Raw genomic sequence first — 15,402 nt, 5'->3', positions numbered from 1 at the left:
CTAGCCAGTATGAAACCGCCGAGAGCGGGACGATTTACGACATCGTTTATGTCGGGATCCAGAAGGGCCAGCTCACCTTCGATCTGCGCGGCTACAGCATCGACGATCTGGCCCATGCCAGCAGCAGCCAGACGATGCGCTTCCCGCTGCCCCAAAAGTCGGTCCGCATCCACAATATCGACATCGCAATCGTGGAGGCCACGCCCCAACGCCTCCGCTTCCGCGCGGGCCTCGCGCCCAAGGAAGGAGACGACATGCCGTTCGTCTGCAACGATCCGGCCTGCGCATCGAAATGATGGGCGCTACTTGCGGCGGGCATCCTTGAGCATTTGCTTGAAGCGCTCCGCAGGTGCAGGACATCATGGCAATCTCGTGCCATGATCTCCGCATGTCGGACGATCCGTCTCAAGCACACTATCCGCCTGGACATCGATGGGGAGACCGTCATCCATCGCACTCACGCTTCAGGATGGGAGCGCTACGCCTCTTCCGTGCGGGCTTTTCAATACCGCCATTCTAAACGATGGCACGCCGAAATTGCGCGTTCACTTCCCCGGCCTTCCCCGCCGCATCACGAACACGAACACCGCCACCGACAGGCAGACCGTGGCGATAGCTATCCCTTTGCCATAGCGCGCTTCCGCCTGCTCGAAGGCCGGCCCCGCCAGATACCCCAAGCCGGTGAACAGGCAGCCCCACACAATTGCCGCGACAATATTGAGTGGCACGAACAACCAGGTCGGCAGCCGCGACGCGCCGATCGCCACCGGCGCCACTGCGCGCAGTCCGTAAGCGAAGCGGAACAGCAGGACGAAACGGATCGGATAACTCTCGATCAGTTCGATCGCGCGCTGGAAAGCCGGGCGCTCGGAGACTCGCCGTACGATGCGGGTCCGGCTGAAATAGCGGCTGAGATGGAACCAGAATTGGTCGATGCAGCAGGATCCGCCGATCGCCGCCAACACCGCGCCATAGACCGGCAGCGAGTGGCGGTGCGCCAATACGCCCCCCGCCAGCGCAAATGGCTCCCCTTCTATCCCTGCGCCCAAGAAGAGGAGGATCACGCCATAGCGCAGGATCAGCTCCTCCACAGCCGCTCCCAAGCAGGACCAGCCATTCGCGCGTTTCTTATGGACAAAACAGGAACAAATCCGTAGGCAAGCGGGCGGGCCGCCGCGTACTCCCGTCGCAACGCGTCGACGCTGTTTGACATTGTCTGTTTGAGTTTGCGGGTCGCCCAGGTCCGCTTCTGCCGCCGGACGCGCCATATCGGCAAAATCATCTAGTTCGTTTCTGATGTTTTTTGAATTTGCGGCACCGCCGAGCCGCTCTGAACCGCCACCGTCCAGCCCGGAGGCAGATAGTCGGTCGACATATAATAATACAGCCGGCAGCGCCCGTCGCCGGTATAGCTCGATCCCTTCACCAACCCGAACGCGATCGTGCCGCTGAACACCGGGCCGCCGCTGTCGCCGCCTTTGCAGGTGGGGCCGCGCACCGCGACCCAGGTCGGCGTGCACGGGCCGGCGCACAAATCGCCCGGCGGCGCATAATCGACGAACAGCACCTCCGCGCAGCTATAGCCGGTACGCTCGCCGCGATGGCACACGACATCGCCCGATCGCGTACTGTCGCGATTGCGCCAGGTCATCACCGGTCGCGACACGGTCTTGCCCTTATCGGCATAGAAAAGCGGCGCGAAGGCTGCACCGCCAAGGTGGATCTGCACGTCCTGATAGCGTGCCCCCCAGGCGCCGATCATCGTCAACGGCACGTCGCCGCCGCTAGGCTCGACATAATCGAGCTGATCCGGGCAATGCGCGGCGGTGGCAAAGCCGATCTGGGTGCCGTCGGTCACGACAAACCCGCTGGTGCAGACGCCGCGGCGGCCGATCGCGGGATCCATGCCGATCACCCGTCCCCCGCCCTGTGCGGCGAGATCCACGTCGGCATCCGACCACACACGGATCTGCACGGGGACGCCGGCAATTTCCCCCAATCGTGCCGCCAGTGCATCGGCACCGTCGTTGCCGACATCCTGTGCCTTGACCATCACGACCAGCGTGCCCGTCCGGGGATCGACGCCCATGCCCGGCGGGCTACGGAGCTCCGCCCGAATATCCGCCTGATGCGTGGCGATCGCGGCAAGGATCTGGCTGCGCGTCGCGGGTGCGCCTGTCTGGAACGTCACGGGGATCGTCAGGCCGGCGGCCTGGATCGTCTGGTCGGGCACCGCTGCATCGCCGGTCAACAGCACGACAATGCGAAGCCCGCCGTCATGCGCGATCCACAGGCCGGCCAGCCGGTCGCGATAGCTCTGCTGCAACGCATCGGTGGCCGCGACACTGTCCTGCTGCGCCTCCAACTCCCGGATCGCCTGCGGCAGCGTCACGCCATAAAGACGCGCATATTCGGCGCCGTCCTGTGCCAGCGCCTCAACCGGCGTCTGGATAACCGGCGGCGCGGCTATTGCCCGGTCGGGCACGACCGGCGCAGCGCGCGACATGACCGTCGGCTGTGCCATGGCCGGGGCCCCGCCCAGGACCAGAAGCCCCACCTCCATTGCCGATCTCCACCGCACACCCGGCTATTGAAATGGATATGGCGCAGAAGCCAGTGAAATGGATACGTCTGGGGAACAGGCCCTCTTTCATGCGGTCCATCGCTTCTGTTAAGAATCCGACGTGGTTACTCAGACTTCGCCCGCCGGCCCGATCCGCTCCTTCGCTCTCCTGCTCCAGAAATGGGGCGGGATGGCCAAGTTCCGCCACCGTCCTCGACTGGCGGGCCTGCTCTATCGCGCCGCCCTTTTACTGGATGAGGACCTGCCCCTGTCCCGACGGGAATTGGCGAAAGCGCGCCCGCGGACTGCCAATGATGTCCCGCATCTGAATTCTGTCGGGATCGGCACGACCGGAACATGTAACGCGTCCTGCGTCCACTGCCCGACCGGCAAGGCCAGCACCGCCAATTCTCCCCGCGGCACAATGCCGATGGATCTGTTCCGCAAGATCATCGACGGCATCGTAGAAGAGGGCGTCGCGATCAACAGTCACATCGCTTTTGGCTTGTTCGGCGACGGCCTGGTCGATCCGTTGGTGGTGGAACGCGCCCAATATCTGCGCGCCGCCCTGCCCGACGCGTTGTTTTCGGTGAATACCAACGGGGCCGCCTTCAATGCCGTCAAGCATGCGCCGCTCTACGACCATGTGACGTTGCTCTCGCTCCATTGCGAATCCCTGACGCCGGCGACCTATGATTATCTGATGACGCCACTGCGGGCGAAGAACGTCTTCCCCAAATATGAGGCGATCCTGAAGACCTTCCCCGGCAAGGTGCGGGTGAGCGTGCCGGTAAGCCGCGCCAATCGCGACGAGATCGAGATGATGCGCGCCTGGTTCATGGATCGCGGTGCGCATGAGGTCGTGTTCGATCCGATGTCGAGCCGCTGCATGGAAGATCGCAGCCTGTACGAGAAATTGTCACTCTCCCCTGCGCGGATACACTGCACGTCCAGCGTGACGCGTGACCTGATCATCGATTGCGACGGCGTCGTCGTCCCCTGCTGCAATGATTTTGCGCGCGAACAGCCTCTGGGCGACCTCACCAAGGAAAGTTTCCGCGCGCTGATGACGAACTTGCAGCGGCGCGAATTCGCCGCCGCGATGGACGCCGGCAAGCACGACGCCATCCCGCTCTGCAGTCGCTGCTATGGCGATGTCCGCACCGCCAATTTCCCGTTCGATCATCCAGTCGTACCGCTCTCCGCCTGAGCGCCCCTCCTCCGGCGGCGGCGGGTTCACTCTTCGAAAGCTTGGCGATGCTGAATTGGCTGCGCAGGCGCCGCGAGCGCCGGACCGGATTTCCCGCGGCCCGCATCAACAATCGCGATCTGACCGCCTTGCTGTCCCATGTCAGCACGCGCGGCCATCCCAATCTGAACCGGCTGCGGCTGATCGCGAATGCGATCGACCCCTTGTCGCTGAACATCAAGCAGATGGGCTATCAGCTTGCCCGGCAGCTGGCCGACGCCCTGCCGCCGCCCACTGCGACCACCGCGCAGAAGCTTCACTTGCCCAGCAGCCTGTCGACCCAGGCGGCGATGGAGAGCGCTTGGGTCGCCCATTGGTGCGCGGAGCTCAAGATTCCGGTCACCTATCATCGCAAGCTGTGGGAGCTCTGCTTCGTCCTCCAGTGCCTGTACGATTATGACATGATCGCGCCGGGCCGCCGCGGGCTCGGCTTCGGCTGCGGGGTCGAACCTATCCCCAGTTATCTCGCCGCGCACGGCGTCTCTGTGACCGCCACCGATCTTCCGCCGGACCATGCCGGCCGATCCGGCTGGATCGACACGGGGCAGCATGCCACGCTGGATGCGCATTCCTGCATGGATCATCTGGTCGACCGCGCGGTATTCGACGCGCAGGTCGAGCTGAGGTTCGTGGACATGAACCGCATCCCCCCGGATCTTGCGGATTATGATTTCTGCTGGTCGATCTGCGCACTCGAACATCTCGGCTCGATCGCCGACGGCTTGGCCTTCGCCGAAAATGCGATGCGCTGCCTGCGTCCGGGCGGGGTGGCTGTGCACACGACCGAATTCAATATCCGCAGCGACGGCCCCACTATCGACAATTGGATGACTGTCGCGTTCCAGCGCCGCCACATGGAAGAGCTCGCACAACGGCTCCGCGCCAGCGGCCACGACGTTTCACCCTTCGACTTCACCCTGGGGAGCGGCGTGCTGGATCGCTTCGTCGATCTGCCCCCCTACCATGGCGATCTGCCGCCCGAACTCGCCGACTGGCTCGGGCCGCCGGCCCATCTCAAGATGACGATCGACGGGATGATCGTGACCTGCATCGGCCTGGTGATCCGCAAGGGCGGCCATTAACGGAGGGGCGCCGCCGGCCGGACGCGAGAAGAAGGGTGAAACGCAGCCCGTTATGCGCCATGAACAGCGCGAGCTATCGGGGCGAACCGCTTGGAAAACATGATCCTGCCAGGAAAGGTCCAGTTGGACAGCCGGGCGCTCGGCTGGCGTCACCTGCATCTTCTTCGTGTCGAGGATCCCAACGAGACCGATCCGTTCGACGTTTATTCTCCGGACGCGCAGACGATCGTCTTGGTCAAACATGCGGCCGAAAATAAGGGCGGTCCCAATATCGAAAGTCGGCGCGGTACCGGCTGGGTCGGCGCCCGCTACCGTGCCGGCGATGTCGGTATGACGGCGGCGGGCCGTGGCGCGACGCTTCGCTGGCGCAACAGCTCTCCCCACACCACGCTCCACCTCAGGCTGAGTGCACATCTGCTGGAGCAAGCAGCGCGGGAAACGAGCCGCACTCTCTCTCATGACGACCTCGATCGGCTCTCCCTGCACGATCCGATCCTTCAGACGATGATATTGGCGATGGAGACGGCCGTAGAGCGTGGCGCGACCCGCTTTTATGCCGATGCGGCGGCCCATTTCATCGCGGCACACCTGATCGATGGCGCGCCGCCCGTCACTCGCGTTTCGGCCGCTGCCAAGCAGAGCTCGGTCACGCTGCGCCGCATGGACGATGTCCTCCGTGCGCGGCTTGCCGACCAATTCGCCCTAACAGAACTCGCCGACTATGTCGGCCTGGGCGTGTTCCAGCTCATCCGCCTGTGCAAGCTGCACCATGGCGAAGCGCCGTTCCAGCGCCTGCAGCGCTTCCGGATCGAACGGTCCCGCCAGCTGCTGCAGCAGCGCCGCCTGAGCATCACCGATATCGCCTTCGAATGCGGTTATTCCAGTCCCAGTGCGTTCGGTGCCGCCTTCCGGCGCGCAACCGGCATGACCCCGCGCGCTTATCGCGATCTCTAGCGTGATGAGCTGCGCGATCTTCCCGGCCGCGCAATGCTGCGAGAGTGGCGCAGCCGTGCGAGAGACGCGCCGAACAGCCCTCGTATAGGAAGGGAGCCGCGACCATAGAAAGCGGCGACATCCATGTCAGGACAAGATTTCGGCCCGTCGGCAGCGGCGGCAGACCTTGAGCGGCGAGACGTTCTGGCGGGCGGTCTCGTCGGCGGAATAGGAATATTGGCGACACTTCCGGCCGGCGAAGCGGAGGCGGCAGCGGTCGCCGTGCGCGGCGAGACGTCCAGCCGGCTGTCCGTCACGATCAACCAGGCCCCACATGATGTCGACATCGACAATCGCGTTTCGCTGCTCGATCTGCTGCGCGAACGACTGGGCCTTTTCGGCACCAAGAAGGGCTGCGATCACGGCCAGTGCGGCGCCTGCACCGTCCACATCGACGGGCGCCGGGTAGCGTCGTGCCTGACCCCAGCCGTGCAGACGTCCGGCCGTTCCATCACCACCATCGAAGGCATTGCCCAGGGGGACAAGCTCCACCCCATGCAAGCCGCGTTCATCGAGCATGACGCTTTGCAGTGCGGCTATTGCACACCGGGCCAGATCATGGCGGCGATCGCCTGCGTAGGGGAAGGCCATGCGACGTCGCCGGACCATATCCGCGAATATATGAGCGGCAATATCTGCCGCTGCGGCGCCTATGCCAACATCGTTGCCGCAATCCTCTCGGCCGCGCCCAAGATGGAGCGGGAATGATGCAGCCTTTCAGCTATTTTCGCCCGACCTCGCTCGCCGAAGCGGTCAATAGTGCCGCACGCGTGCAGAATGCGCGATTTATCGGCGGCGGAACGACATTGTTCGATCTGATGAAACTGGACATCGAAGTCCCGACCACGCTGATCGATGTGACAGCCATTCCCGGATTGACGGGAATCGAGGCCGAGACACACCAGCTCATAATCGGGGCGCTCGCGCGAATGTCTGATGTCGCGGCCCATCCGATCGTCCGGGACCAGTATCCGGCCCTTTCCGAGTCCCTGTGGAAGGCGGCGTCGCAGCAGCTTCGCAACATGGCCACGGTTGGCGGCAATCTGCTGCAACGGACCCGCTGTCCCTATTTCCGTGGCGGCGAACCCTATCGCTGCAACAAGCGGGCTCCGGGCAGCGGCTGCTCCGCCAAGGATGGGATCGACCGTGGTCTTGCGCTGTTCGGCGGAAGCGACGCCTGTATCGCCAATTATCCGGGCGATTGGGCCATTGCTCTCCTTGCCTTCGACGCCGAAGTCGAGGTGGTAGGGTTGGGCGGCGTGCGCCGCATCCGGGTGGAAGATCTGCACCGCGAACCCGGCACGACGCCTCACATCGAGACCGTGCTGCGTCCGGGAGACTTCATCAGCAGGATCCTGGTTCCAACAACGAAATCAGCGCGCGCATCGACCTATCACAAGATCCGCGACCGGGAATCCTACGCCTTTGCGCTCACCTCGGCTGCTGTTGGCGTTGAGATGGACGGGAAGCGGTTCGGCGACATCCGGATCGCACTCGGCGGCGTGGGTGCAAAGCCGATACGCGCCCGGGCGGCGGAAGCCCTGCTTAAGGGGCAGCCTTATTCGCGCGAGATCGCGCTGCAGGCGGGCGAAGCCGCGTTCAGCGGCGTTCGCACATCCCCCCATAATGCTTTTCGCGTGCCGCTCGGCATCCAAACGGTCGCTGACGCGATCGACATCGCTGTGAAGAGGGCCTGAGCGATGACCAGAAGCTATCCGGAAATCGCGCGGGTCGATGCCGAGGACAAGGTCCGCGGACGCCCCATCTATGCCGCCGACCGGCATGTCGAGGGCATGCTCTACGCCATCCCCGTCACGGCAACGATCGGCAAAGGCAAGGTCACCGGCATCGATGCACGTGCGGCCCTTGCACGGCCGGCGGTACGCCATGTCCTCACGCATGAGGACATGCACGGATTGCAGTCCGCCGGCTTCCTTTTGGGTGGGGGATATGGCTTCCAGAGCATCCAGCCGATGATCGGAACCGACATCGCCTATCGCGGACAGCCGGTCGCGCTCGTCGTCGCCGACACGCTGGAAGAGGCGATAGCCGGAGCCAGTGCCATACGGATACGCTATGCGCCGGCACCCTTTCGCGCGATCCTGAACGGCGCGTCGGACGCCGATATTATCGATCAAGAGGGGTCCCCGCTCCCCCAGGAGATGTTCGGTGACCGCAAGGTCGGCGACGCCGATACCGCCTTTGCCGCAGCGCCAATCCAGGTCGATGGACGCTATAGCTCCCCGCCCCAGCATCAGAACCCGATGGAGCTGATCGCCACTGTGGCCGAATGGAAGAGTGACGCGCTAATCGTTCACGAAGGCACGCAGAATAGCGGTGCCATCAAGTTCGGGCTCGCCAAGCTGTTCAGCATCGATCCGGCCAAGGTGACGATCATATCGCCGCAGGCGGGTGGCGCATTCGGCCAGAAGAATTCGATGCAGATGCAGACGGCCCTCGCCGCAGTGGCCGCCCGCAAGACCGGTCGGCCGGTCAAGCTGGTCGTGCCCCGGACCCAGATCTTCCACGATGCCAGCTTCCGCCCGGCCAGTCGCCATCGCGTGCGCCTGGGCGCCAGGACTGACGGCAAGATCACGGCGGCAATCCACGAGGTGGATCAGCAGACCTCCCGCCATGACCTGTTTCCCGGCTCCTACGCCGAGGTGACATCGCGCTTCTACGCCATCCCCAACTTCCGCGGGCGTGAGCGGCTGGTACGCAGCGACGTCCAGACACCCGGCTACATGCGCGCGCCCTATGAGCATCCTGGCAGCTTCGCCTATGAAAGCGCGGTCGACGAGCTCGCCTATCGGCTGCGGATGGATCCGGTGCAGTTACGGATCATCAACGATGCCACGGCAGACCCGTTGACCGGCAAGCCCTTCTCGTCCCGCCATGTACGCGAGACGCTGGAGGAAGGGGCGCGGCGGTTCGACTGGCAGCGGCGTTCGCCAGCCCCCGGATCGATGACGACGCCATCGGGCGACAAGCTTGGCCTGGGCGTCGCGATCGGGATGTACAAAGGTGCGACAGCTGCAGCCCGCGCCAATCTCACGGTGACCGCATCGGGCTCTGCCGAGATTGCGGTGACCGGTCACGAAATGGGCCAGGGCATCCGTTCCGCCGTTGCCAATTATGTGGCCGACCGGCTCGGCCTTGCGTCGGACAAGATCGCCGTAAGCGTCGGTGATCCAGCTGCGGTAGCACAGCATTTGACCGCCGGATCCTGGGGCACCGCCACCGCCCTGCGCGCGGCGGCTGCGGCGATCGACGCTTTGGGTGAACAGTTGGCGATCGCGAATGCACGCGAGTTCCGGCAGGCCCTGCGCGCGCAAGGACGAGACCAGGTTCGTGTCACCGCGCAAAGCAAGGCGCCTGGGCAACCCGATCAGATTTTCGAGCGGCTCGATAGCGGCCAGGTGGCGGCGCTCGGCCCGGTCTATCCTGAATTCGTCACGATGAGTTCAATCGCGCAGTTTGTGGAAGTGCATGTCGAGCCGTCCACCCGCCGGATACGCGTGGCGCGGGTTGTCAGCGTCGCCGATTGCGGCGCGGTCGCCAGCCCGGTCACAGCGAAAAGCCAAGTGCGGGGTGGTGTCATCTGGGGCATTGGCGCGACGCTACGGGAAGCGAGCGAAACCGATCCCCGCTTCGGCGGCTTCCTCAATGCCGACCTTGCCGACTATGTGGTACCGGTGAACGCCGACATCGGCTCGATTGAGGTTGCTTTCGTCGACAAGGCCGATCCGCTGCTCAACGCGGCGGGTGTCAAGGGTTTGGGCGAGGTGGCCATGACCGGCGTTGCCGCAGCGATCGCCAACGCCGTCTACCATGCGACCGGCCAACGGTATCGCGACCTTCCCATCCGTCTGGATCAGATGTTCGCCTAGCCGGCGTCACGGCGCGGTCAAAGCAGGCGGAAACGCTGCTTGTCGCCGTCGATGGAACTCGTCGCGATCCACAGGTCGAACTCGCCCGGCTCGGTGATCGAACCGGTCTTGTTCCAGAAGGCGAGATCCTCGGGGCGGAGTTCGAAGCGTATTATCTTGCTCTCGCCGGGTAACAGGGAAACGCGCTCGAACCGTTTAAGCGCGCGCACCGGTTGAACCCGGCTCGCGACGACATCGTGGATGTACAATTGCACGACCTCCGCCCCCGCGCGAGGTCCGCTATTGGTCAGGCGCGCGCTGACGGAGAGGCGCTCCGTCATCGTCGCCGGCACAGACACGTCGCTGATGGTGAAGCTGGTATAGCTCAGGCCATGACCGAACGGGTAAAGCGCCTCGTTGGCGGTTTCACGATATTTGGCGCCGTAGGATTGGTTTGGATCCTTGGTGGGGCGCCCGGTGCTGGAATGGTTGTAGAAGTAAGGCTCCTGCCCGCCCCGGTTCGGGAAGCTGACGCACAGCTTGGCGGACGGGTTCACGTCGCCGAACAGCACATCGGCAATAGCGTGGCCGGCTTGCGAGCCCAGAAACCACGTGGCCAGGATGGCCGGTGCGTCCTTCACCGCACCTTCCAGCATCAGCGCACGGCCATGACGCAACAGGATCACCATCGGCTTGCCCGTTGCGGCGACCGCTTCGGCCAGGGCCATCTGCGCCGCGGGAATGACGATGTCCGTCCGGGATTGCGCTTCGCCTGACATGCCCTGCGTTTCGCCCAGCGCCAGCAGCACCAGATCCGCCGCACGCGCCGCAGCCACGGCGGCATCGATTCCGCCCGGCAGCGGGGTCTCCACACCCGAACCCGCGACGACCGTCATACTGGCATTACGCGCTCGCAGGCCTTGCGCGATCGACACACCGAGGGAAGGATCGGCCATAAAGGCCCAGGGACCCACAAGATTATCGCGATCTTCCGCGAAAGGACCGATCAACGCCAGGCGCTGCGATCCCGCCTTCAACGGCAGCAGGCCGCCATCGTTCTTCAACAGCACGATCGACCGGGCGCCGGCTTCGCGGCTGAGCCCGATCATGGCAGGCGTCGCCACGCTGGTGCGTTCCGCGGCAGGGTTGAGCGAGCGATAGGGATTATCGAACAGGCCCAGTCGCTCCTTCAACAACAGCACGCGCCGCACCGCTTCGTCGAGCCGCGCCATCGGCACCTCGCCCTTCGCGACGAGATCGGGCAGCCACTGATTATAGAGGTTGGACTGCATCGCCATATCTAGGCCGGCAAGGATCGCTTTCTTGGCGGCATCGCGACCGTCGGCCGCGAAACCGTGCGCAACCAATTCTTCATCCGCCGTATAGTCGCCGACGACCATCCCGCCAAAGCGCCATTGATTCCGCAACAGCTCCGTCAACAGCCAATGATTGCCGGTGGCAGGAACGCCGTCGATCGTGTTGAAAGCACTCATGATCGTAGCGACACCCGCGTCGACACATGCCTTGAAGGCCGGCAGATGGACGTCGTGGAGCGTGCCGGGCGACACTTCGGTGTAATTATACTCCATGCCACCCGACACCGCGCCGTAAGCCGCAAAATGTTTCGCACAGGCGGCAACCCGGGTCGGATCACGCAGGTCTTCGCCCTGGAAGCCGCGCACGCGAGCGGCGCCCAGCATCGCGCCCAGATAAGGATCCTCGCCCGCCCCTTCGACATTGCGGCCCCAGCGCTGGTCTCGCGCGACATCCACCATCGGCGCGAAGGTCCAGTGAATGCCCATCGCCGTGCTTTCCAAGGCGGCGGCGTGGGCCGTGCGCATGGCGAGGTCCGGGTCGAACGCGCATGCCTCCGCAAGCGGGACGGGATAAGCGGTCCGCAGGCCATGGATCACGTCGGCTGCGAACAGCAACGGAATGCCTAGCCGGCTTTCCTTGACGGCCGCATCCTGCGCCCGCCGCGCACCGGCCTGGCCGATGCCGTTGAACAACATGCCGACCTTGCCGGCACGGATATCAGCGAGTTGTGCGGCCGCGCCATCGGTGGGAAGGTTGGGATTGAACGTCTGCTGCGGCGGTCGGATCTGGTCCGAAAAGCAGCTGAGCTGGCCCGCCTTCTCGGCCGGTGTCATGCGGGCGATCAACGCTTCCACGGATCCGCTGCGCGCCGCGGAGGATCCCGTGCTCAGGGCCAGGCCGCCAAGCGCCAGGCCGCCTTTGATGAGATCGCGGCGTTGTAAGACAGGGGTCATTGCATCCTCCGGATGATGGCAGAGCCACAAGGCCGGCCAACATTCAACCATGATGCCGCGAGCGCCGTTGGGTCCAGGGTTGGCGACCGGAAGGCAGCATGAACCAATGCTAACAGCGTAATTCAGGAAGCTTCCATGCGGTCGCCTCTACTTCCCTGTTCAACAGAAAAGGAGAAGAATGATGTTCGGGAAGATCACCACGTCGTTGCTGTTGGGTGCCACGCTGGTGACGGGCGCTGCAGTACCGGCCGAGGCACGCAACCGGCACTACTGGAACGATCATGGTCGCTACGACCGCGCCTATGCGGGCCGGGACGGCTATTATCACCGGAATTATTACGGCCGCCGTTATCAGCGCCGCTGCTACGACAAAGGCAACGGCGGCCTGGCGATTGGCGCCATTGCCGGCGGACTGCTGGGCAACACCGTGGCCGGCCGTGGCGACAAGACGCTTGGCACCGTGCTCGGCGCGGCAGGCGGCGGCCTGCTCGGCCGGTCGATCGACCGCAGCGACGGGCGGCCTTGCTGAGGACCGAACCCTGAGAACTAGGATCGGGTGGTCGTACAGGTGCTCTACCGACGATCACCCTTCCTGCGCAGCGCCGCAATCGGCAGCGGCGGTTCACCGTGCGACACGATTGACGGCCGGATAAAATCAACCGCGTCATCCTAGTTGGACGGCGCCGCACGACCGGCATAGTCATCCTGAGGCTTGAGGATGATGGCATGCAAGGACCGGCCGCAAAGGGGCATTGGACGGGAGCCGCGGAGCCCTTGGCTTACGGCGGCCTCATGCCCGGTCACAGCTATGAGGTAGCCAAAGCCTTTCGCGACTATGATGGCGACCTGCATCCGCAAGGCGAGCGCTGGCGCTACCTGACATACAGCTTCCTGCCCTATGATGACGGACTATCCTTGTTCGTGGCGATCACGCCAGATCAGGAATGGCATATCCGGCTGCAGGATCGGCCGGAAGAACAAGGCGAAATCGTTCGCCATCTGAGCGACTACATCGCTCCGGATCTTGATACGGCTCCGCAGATCGCGCTCCTTCTCCCGTCGGAATGGGCGCGCACCCGTTCGCAACGCACTTTCCGCGCGCTCGGCGCGGCGGCCGGAGTGCTGATCCTGCTCCCCATCGCGGCGATCGGCGCGGCTGCGGTGCCCGGGCTGCTCCTGGCATGGGCCTGGTCGGTCGTGGCGGCCGGCGTCGCCGGCTGGTTCGTCGCCGGCAAAATCTGGGCGAAACGGCGGCTGCAGGAGGTACGGGGCACGTTTCCGCCGGGGATCGATGCCGCCGCAGTTGCACGATGGATCGGCGCGCCGCGTCAGGATCTGGATCTCTTCCCCGGCGACATCATGCGCCGGATGATCTACCCGCCGGAAACAATATTAGCTGGTGTACCACTCGGCATCATGCTGGCATTTGACTTCGACAGCCGTGATCGCCTTGTATCGGTCGAGCCGCTGCGGTGACCGTGGATCAGCCGCGTCCACCCCGCTCGCGTGCCAGGAGTTCCTGCTTGATGGAGAGACCCCAGGCATAACCCCCGAGGCTGCCGTCGCCGCGCTGGGCACGATGGCAGGGGATCAGCAGCGCGACGGGGTTCGCACCGCAGGCCGAGCCTGCGGCCCGGGCCGCGCCGGGCTTGCCCGCCCGGGCGGCAAGCGCTGCATAGCTGAGCGTTTGGCCCGGCGGGATGCGCGACAATTCGCGCCAGACCGCCTGCTGGAAGGCCGTGCCGCGCACGTCCAGCGGCAGCGTCATCGCCCTGCCTGGTTCGCTTACGTAGGCGACCGCGCCAGCGAGCAGCTCACGGAACTCCGCCCCGGCAGGTTCGATCCTGGCGTTGGGGAAATCGGCCTGCAAGCGGCTGTCGTCTGGCTCAAACGCGACGCGGCAGATCCCTCGCTCCGTCGCGGCAACCAGCAGGAGGCCAAGATCGGTTTCGGCGACACCCCAGCGGATCGTCTCGCCGCGGCCGCCATCGCGCCATCGCGTCGGCGTCATGCCCAAACGATCGGCGGCATCGGCATAGAAACGCGCGGGCGCGGCATAACCGGCCTCATAGACGGCATTGGTCACGGTAGCGGCTTCCTTCAGGCTTCGTTCGATCCGCTCGGCGCGGCGGCCGCGTGCATAAGCCGCGGGCGTAACGCCGGTGGCGCGGCGGAACAGGCGGTGGAAATGATAAGGACTATAGCCGGCCACGGCGGCGAGTTGCGCCAGCGCCGGCGGCTCTTCCGATGCTGCGATCAGCGCCAAGGCACGCGCAAGCCCGGCTTCGTCGGCGGCGATGTCGTCCGGACGGCAGCGCAAGCAGGCGCGCAATCCGAAAGCGCGCGCCTCTGCACCACTCGCAAAGAAGCGAACATTGCCTCGGCGGGGGTGCCGCGCGGCGCACGAGGGCCGACAATAGATACCGGTCGAGAGCACGCCCGTCACGAACTGGCCGTCGACCGCACGGTCGCGGCGCAACACAGCATCCCAGCGTTGATCATCGGTTTCAACCATCTCGGTGCCTCGTCCGCCCCATGATCCCTCTCGATCGCTGCAGCATCCTAGCTGCATCCGGTATCAAGCGCTTCCCGCAGCTTGCGGCCAAAGCGCGCCTCCGCCGAAATCCTTCATCCAGCGGGAGACGTGCCCCGCGATTGCCGACGGGATTGATATTACGGTTATTTGACCCCCCTTGCCTTGCATTCCGCGGCTGCCATTGCTAGTCGGCGCGCGACCGAAGTGGGTGGCTTTGCGGCCTGCCCGCTTTCGCCTTGCTCAACTGGCGCGAGGCACCACGAAATCAGGGGACGACGAGCGCGTGGAGCATTCCGGCGGCATACAGGCAAGTCTTAGCGGTCGATATGCGACCGCCTTGTTCGAGCTTGCGCGCGACAATGGCAAACTGGATCAGGTGGGCACCAGCCTGCGCGCGCTGCGGCAGGCGCTGACCGATTCGGCCGATCTGAAACGGCTGGTGGCGAGCCCGCTGATCAGCCGCAGCGACGCCGCCAAGGCGGTCTCGGCCCTAACCGGACCGCTTGGCCTGGATCCGTTGACGGCGAACTTCCTGGGAGTCCTGGCGCATAATCGCCGGCTGGGCGTGCTCGGCGCAATCATTCGCGACTTCACGACCCTTTCGGCACGGCATCGCGGCGAAACCAGCGCGCAGGTGATCACGGCACATCCGCTCGACTCCGGCCAGATGGCGGCACTGACCGCCCGGCTGAAGTCGATGGTCGGCAGCGAGGTCGCCGTTGACGCAACCGTCGACCCCAAGATTCTCGGCGGGCTGATCGTCCGCCTCGGCAGCCGTCAGATCGACGGCTCCATCCGTACCAAATTGAACGCACTCGCGACTGCGATGAAAGGCTGAAC

Annotated in this window: 14 protein-coding genes; 10 read left to right on the top strand and 4 right to left on the bottom strand. The window is 64.7% G+C overall.

Translation table 11 applies throughout. The features are described from left to right. On the top strand, positions 1-296 hold a 296-nt coding region (locus tag ACOJSI_RS15990), incomplete at its 5' end, for a hypothetical protein (RefSeq protein WP_420139288.1). A gap of 249 nt (positions 297-545) precedes the next feature. Here ACOJSI_RS15990 and ACOJSI_RS15985 read toward each other — a convergent pair. Both ACOJSI_RS15985 and ACOJSI_RS15980 read right to left on the bottom strand, forming a co-directional pair. Next, positions 546-1,091: a DedA family protein gene (locus ACOJSI_RS15985; protein ID WP_420139287.1), complete on the bottom strand. Its 546-nt coding sequence runs from the start codon at positions 1,089-1,091 to the stop codon at positions 546-548. A gap of 191 nt (positions 1,092-1,282) precedes the next feature. Further along, positions 1,283-2,563 (bottom strand): hypothetical protein, encoded by a 1,281-nt coding sequence (locus tag ACOJSI_RS15980; RefSeq protein WP_420139286.1) that lies wholly within the window; start codon positions 2,561-2,563, stop codon positions 1,283-1,285. Between the two features lie 121 nt (positions 2,564-2,684). On the opposite strand from ACOJSI_RS15980, the gene ACOJSI_RS15975 reads away from it, so the two are divergent. The 6 genes from ACOJSI_RS15975 to ACOJSI_RS15950 all read left to right on the top strand — a co-directional run bounded on the left by ACOJSI_RS15975 (position 2,685) and on the right by ACOJSI_RS15950 (position 9,777). Next, the gene (locus ACOJSI_RS15975) at positions 2,685-3,773 is read left to right on the top strand and encodes an SPASM domain-containing protein (RefSeq protein ID WP_420139285.1); all 1,089 of its coding nucleotides are present in this window, start codon (positions 2,685-2,687) and stop codon (positions 3,771-3,773) included. Positions 3,774-3,820: 47 nt separating this feature from the next. Then, positions 3,821-4,894, top strand: coding sequence for an SAM-dependent methyltransferase (locus tag ACOJSI_RS15970; protein WP_420139284.1), 1,074 nt, complete (start codon positions 3,821-3,823; stop codon positions 4,892-4,894). Positions 4,895-4,993: 99 nt separating this feature from the next. Further along, on the top strand, positions 4,994-5,848 hold the full coding sequence (locus tag ACOJSI_RS15965) for a helix-turn-helix domain-containing protein (protein WP_420139283.1): 855 nt from the start codon (positions 4,994-4,996) through the stop codon (positions 5,846-5,848). Between the two features lie 123 nt (positions 5,849-5,971). Beyond that, positions 5,972-6,595 carry a (2Fe-2S)-binding protein gene (locus ACOJSI_RS15960; protein ID WP_420139282.1) on the top strand — a complete coding sequence of 208 codons (624 nt, stop codon included), beginning with the start codon at positions 5,972-5,974 and terminating at the stop codon, positions 6,593-6,595. Further along, a complete protein-coding gene (locus ACOJSI_RS15955; protein ID WP_420139281.1) occupies positions 6,592-7,584 on the top strand; it encodes an FAD binding domain-containing protein in 993 nt (330 codons plus the stop codon). Before ACOJSI_RS15960 ends, ACOJSI_RS15955 begins: the two co-directional genes overlap by 4 nt. A gap of 3 nt (positions 7,585-7,587) precedes the next feature. Continuing rightward, positions 7,588-9,777, top strand: coding sequence for a xanthine dehydrogenase family protein molybdopterin-binding subunit (locus ACOJSI_RS15950; RefSeq protein ID WP_420139280.1), 2,190 nt, complete (start codon positions 7,588-7,590; stop codon positions 9,775-9,777). Positions 9,778-9,794: 17 nt separating this feature from the next. On the opposite strand, the gene ACOJSI_RS15945 is transcribed toward ACOJSI_RS15950, so the two are convergent. Continuing rightward, positions 9,795-12,026: a glycoside hydrolase family 3 N-terminal domain-containing protein gene (locus tag ACOJSI_RS15945; protein ID WP_420139279.1), complete on the bottom strand. Its 2,232-nt coding sequence runs from the start codon at positions 12,024-12,026 to the stop codon at positions 9,795-9,797. Positions 12,027-12,207: 181 nt separating this feature from the next. Here ACOJSI_RS15945 and ACOJSI_RS15940 point away from each other — a divergent pair, with 181 nt between their 5' ends. Both ACOJSI_RS15940 and ACOJSI_RS15935 read left to right on the top strand, forming a co-directional pair. After that, positions 12,208-12,555: a glycine zipper 2TM domain-containing protein gene (locus ACOJSI_RS15940; RefSeq protein ID WP_420139278.1), complete on the top strand. Its 348-nt coding sequence runs from the start codon at positions 12,208-12,210 to the stop codon at positions 12,553-12,555. Positions 12,556-12,752: 197 nt separating this feature from the next. After that, entirely contained in the window at positions 12,753-13,502 is a 750-nt protein-coding gene (locus ACOJSI_RS15935) for a DUF3601 domain-containing protein (RefSeq protein ID WP_420139277.1), read from the top strand. A gap of 7 nt (positions 13,503-13,509) precedes the next feature. Here the strand turns inward: ACOJSI_RS15935 and ada are convergent, their stop codons facing one another. Then, complete coding sequence (ada, locus tag ACOJSI_RS15930) at positions 13,510-14,541, bottom strand: bifunctional DNA-binding transcriptional regulator/O6-methylguanine-DNA methyltransferase Ada (protein ID WP_420139276.1); 1,032 nt, start codon at positions 14,539-14,541, stop codon at positions 13,510-13,512. 304 nt (positions 14,542-14,845) lie between these two features. Here ada and ACOJSI_RS15925 point away from each other — a divergent pair, with 304 nt between their 5' ends. After that, positions 14,846-15,400 carry a F0F1 ATP synthase subunit delta gene (locus ACOJSI_RS15925; protein WP_420139275.1) on the top strand — a complete coding sequence of 185 codons (555 nt, stop codon included), beginning with the start codon at positions 14,846-14,848 and terminating at the stop codon, positions 15,398-15,400. The last annotated feature ends 2 nt before the right edge of the window (positions 15,401-15,402 follow it).

It is taken from the genome of Sphingomonas sp., assembly GCF_048595155.1.
Taxonomy (GTDB): Bacteria; Pseudomonadota; Alphaproteobacteria; order Sphingomonadales; family Sphingomonadaceae; genus Sphingomonas_I.
This window is presented reverse-complemented; position numbering and strand designations above follow the sequence as displayed.

Bases quoted from the DNA above. Each gene is read 5' to 3' on its own strand.
- ada (WP_420139276.1), bottom strand. From the start codon at position 14,541: ATGGTTGAAACCGATGATCAACGCTGGGATGCTGTGTTGCGCCGCGAC.
- ACOJSI_RS15980 (WP_420139286.1), bottom strand. From the start codon at position 2,563: ATGGAGGTGGGGCTTCTGGTCCTGGGCGGGGCCCCGGCCATGGCACAG.
- ACOJSI_RS15945 (WP_420139279.1), bottom strand. From the start codon at position 12,026: ATGACCCCTGTCTTACAACGCCGCGATCTCATCAAAGGCGGCCTGGCG.
- ACOJSI_RS15940 (WP_420139278.1), top strand. From the start codon at position 12,208: ATGTTCGGGAAGATCACCACGTCGTTGCTGTTGGGTGCCACGCTGGTG.
- ACOJSI_RS15970 (WP_420139284.1), top strand. From the start codon at position 3,821: ATGCTGAATTGGCTGCGCAGGCGCCGCGAGCGCCGGACCGGATTTCCC.
- ACOJSI_RS15965 (WP_420139283.1), top strand. From the start codon at position 4,994: ATGATCCTGCCAGGAAAGGTCCAGTTGGACAGCCGGGCGCTCGGCTGG.
- ACOJSI_RS15960 (WP_420139282.1), top strand. From the start codon at position 5,972: ATGTCAGGACAAGATTTCGGCCCGTCGGCAGCGGCGGCAGACCTTGAG.
- ACOJSI_RS15950 (WP_420139280.1), top strand. From the start codon at position 7,588: ATGACCAGAAGCTATCCGGAAATCGCGCGGGTCGATGCCGAGGACAAG.
- ACOJSI_RS15935 (WP_420139277.1), top strand. From the start codon at position 12,753: ATGCAAGGACCGGCCGCAAAGGGGCATTGGACGGGAGCCGCGGAGCCC.
- ACOJSI_RS15955 (WP_420139281.1), top strand. From the start codon at position 6,592: ATGATGCAGCCTTTCAGCTATTTTCGCCCGACCTCGCTCGCCGAAGCG.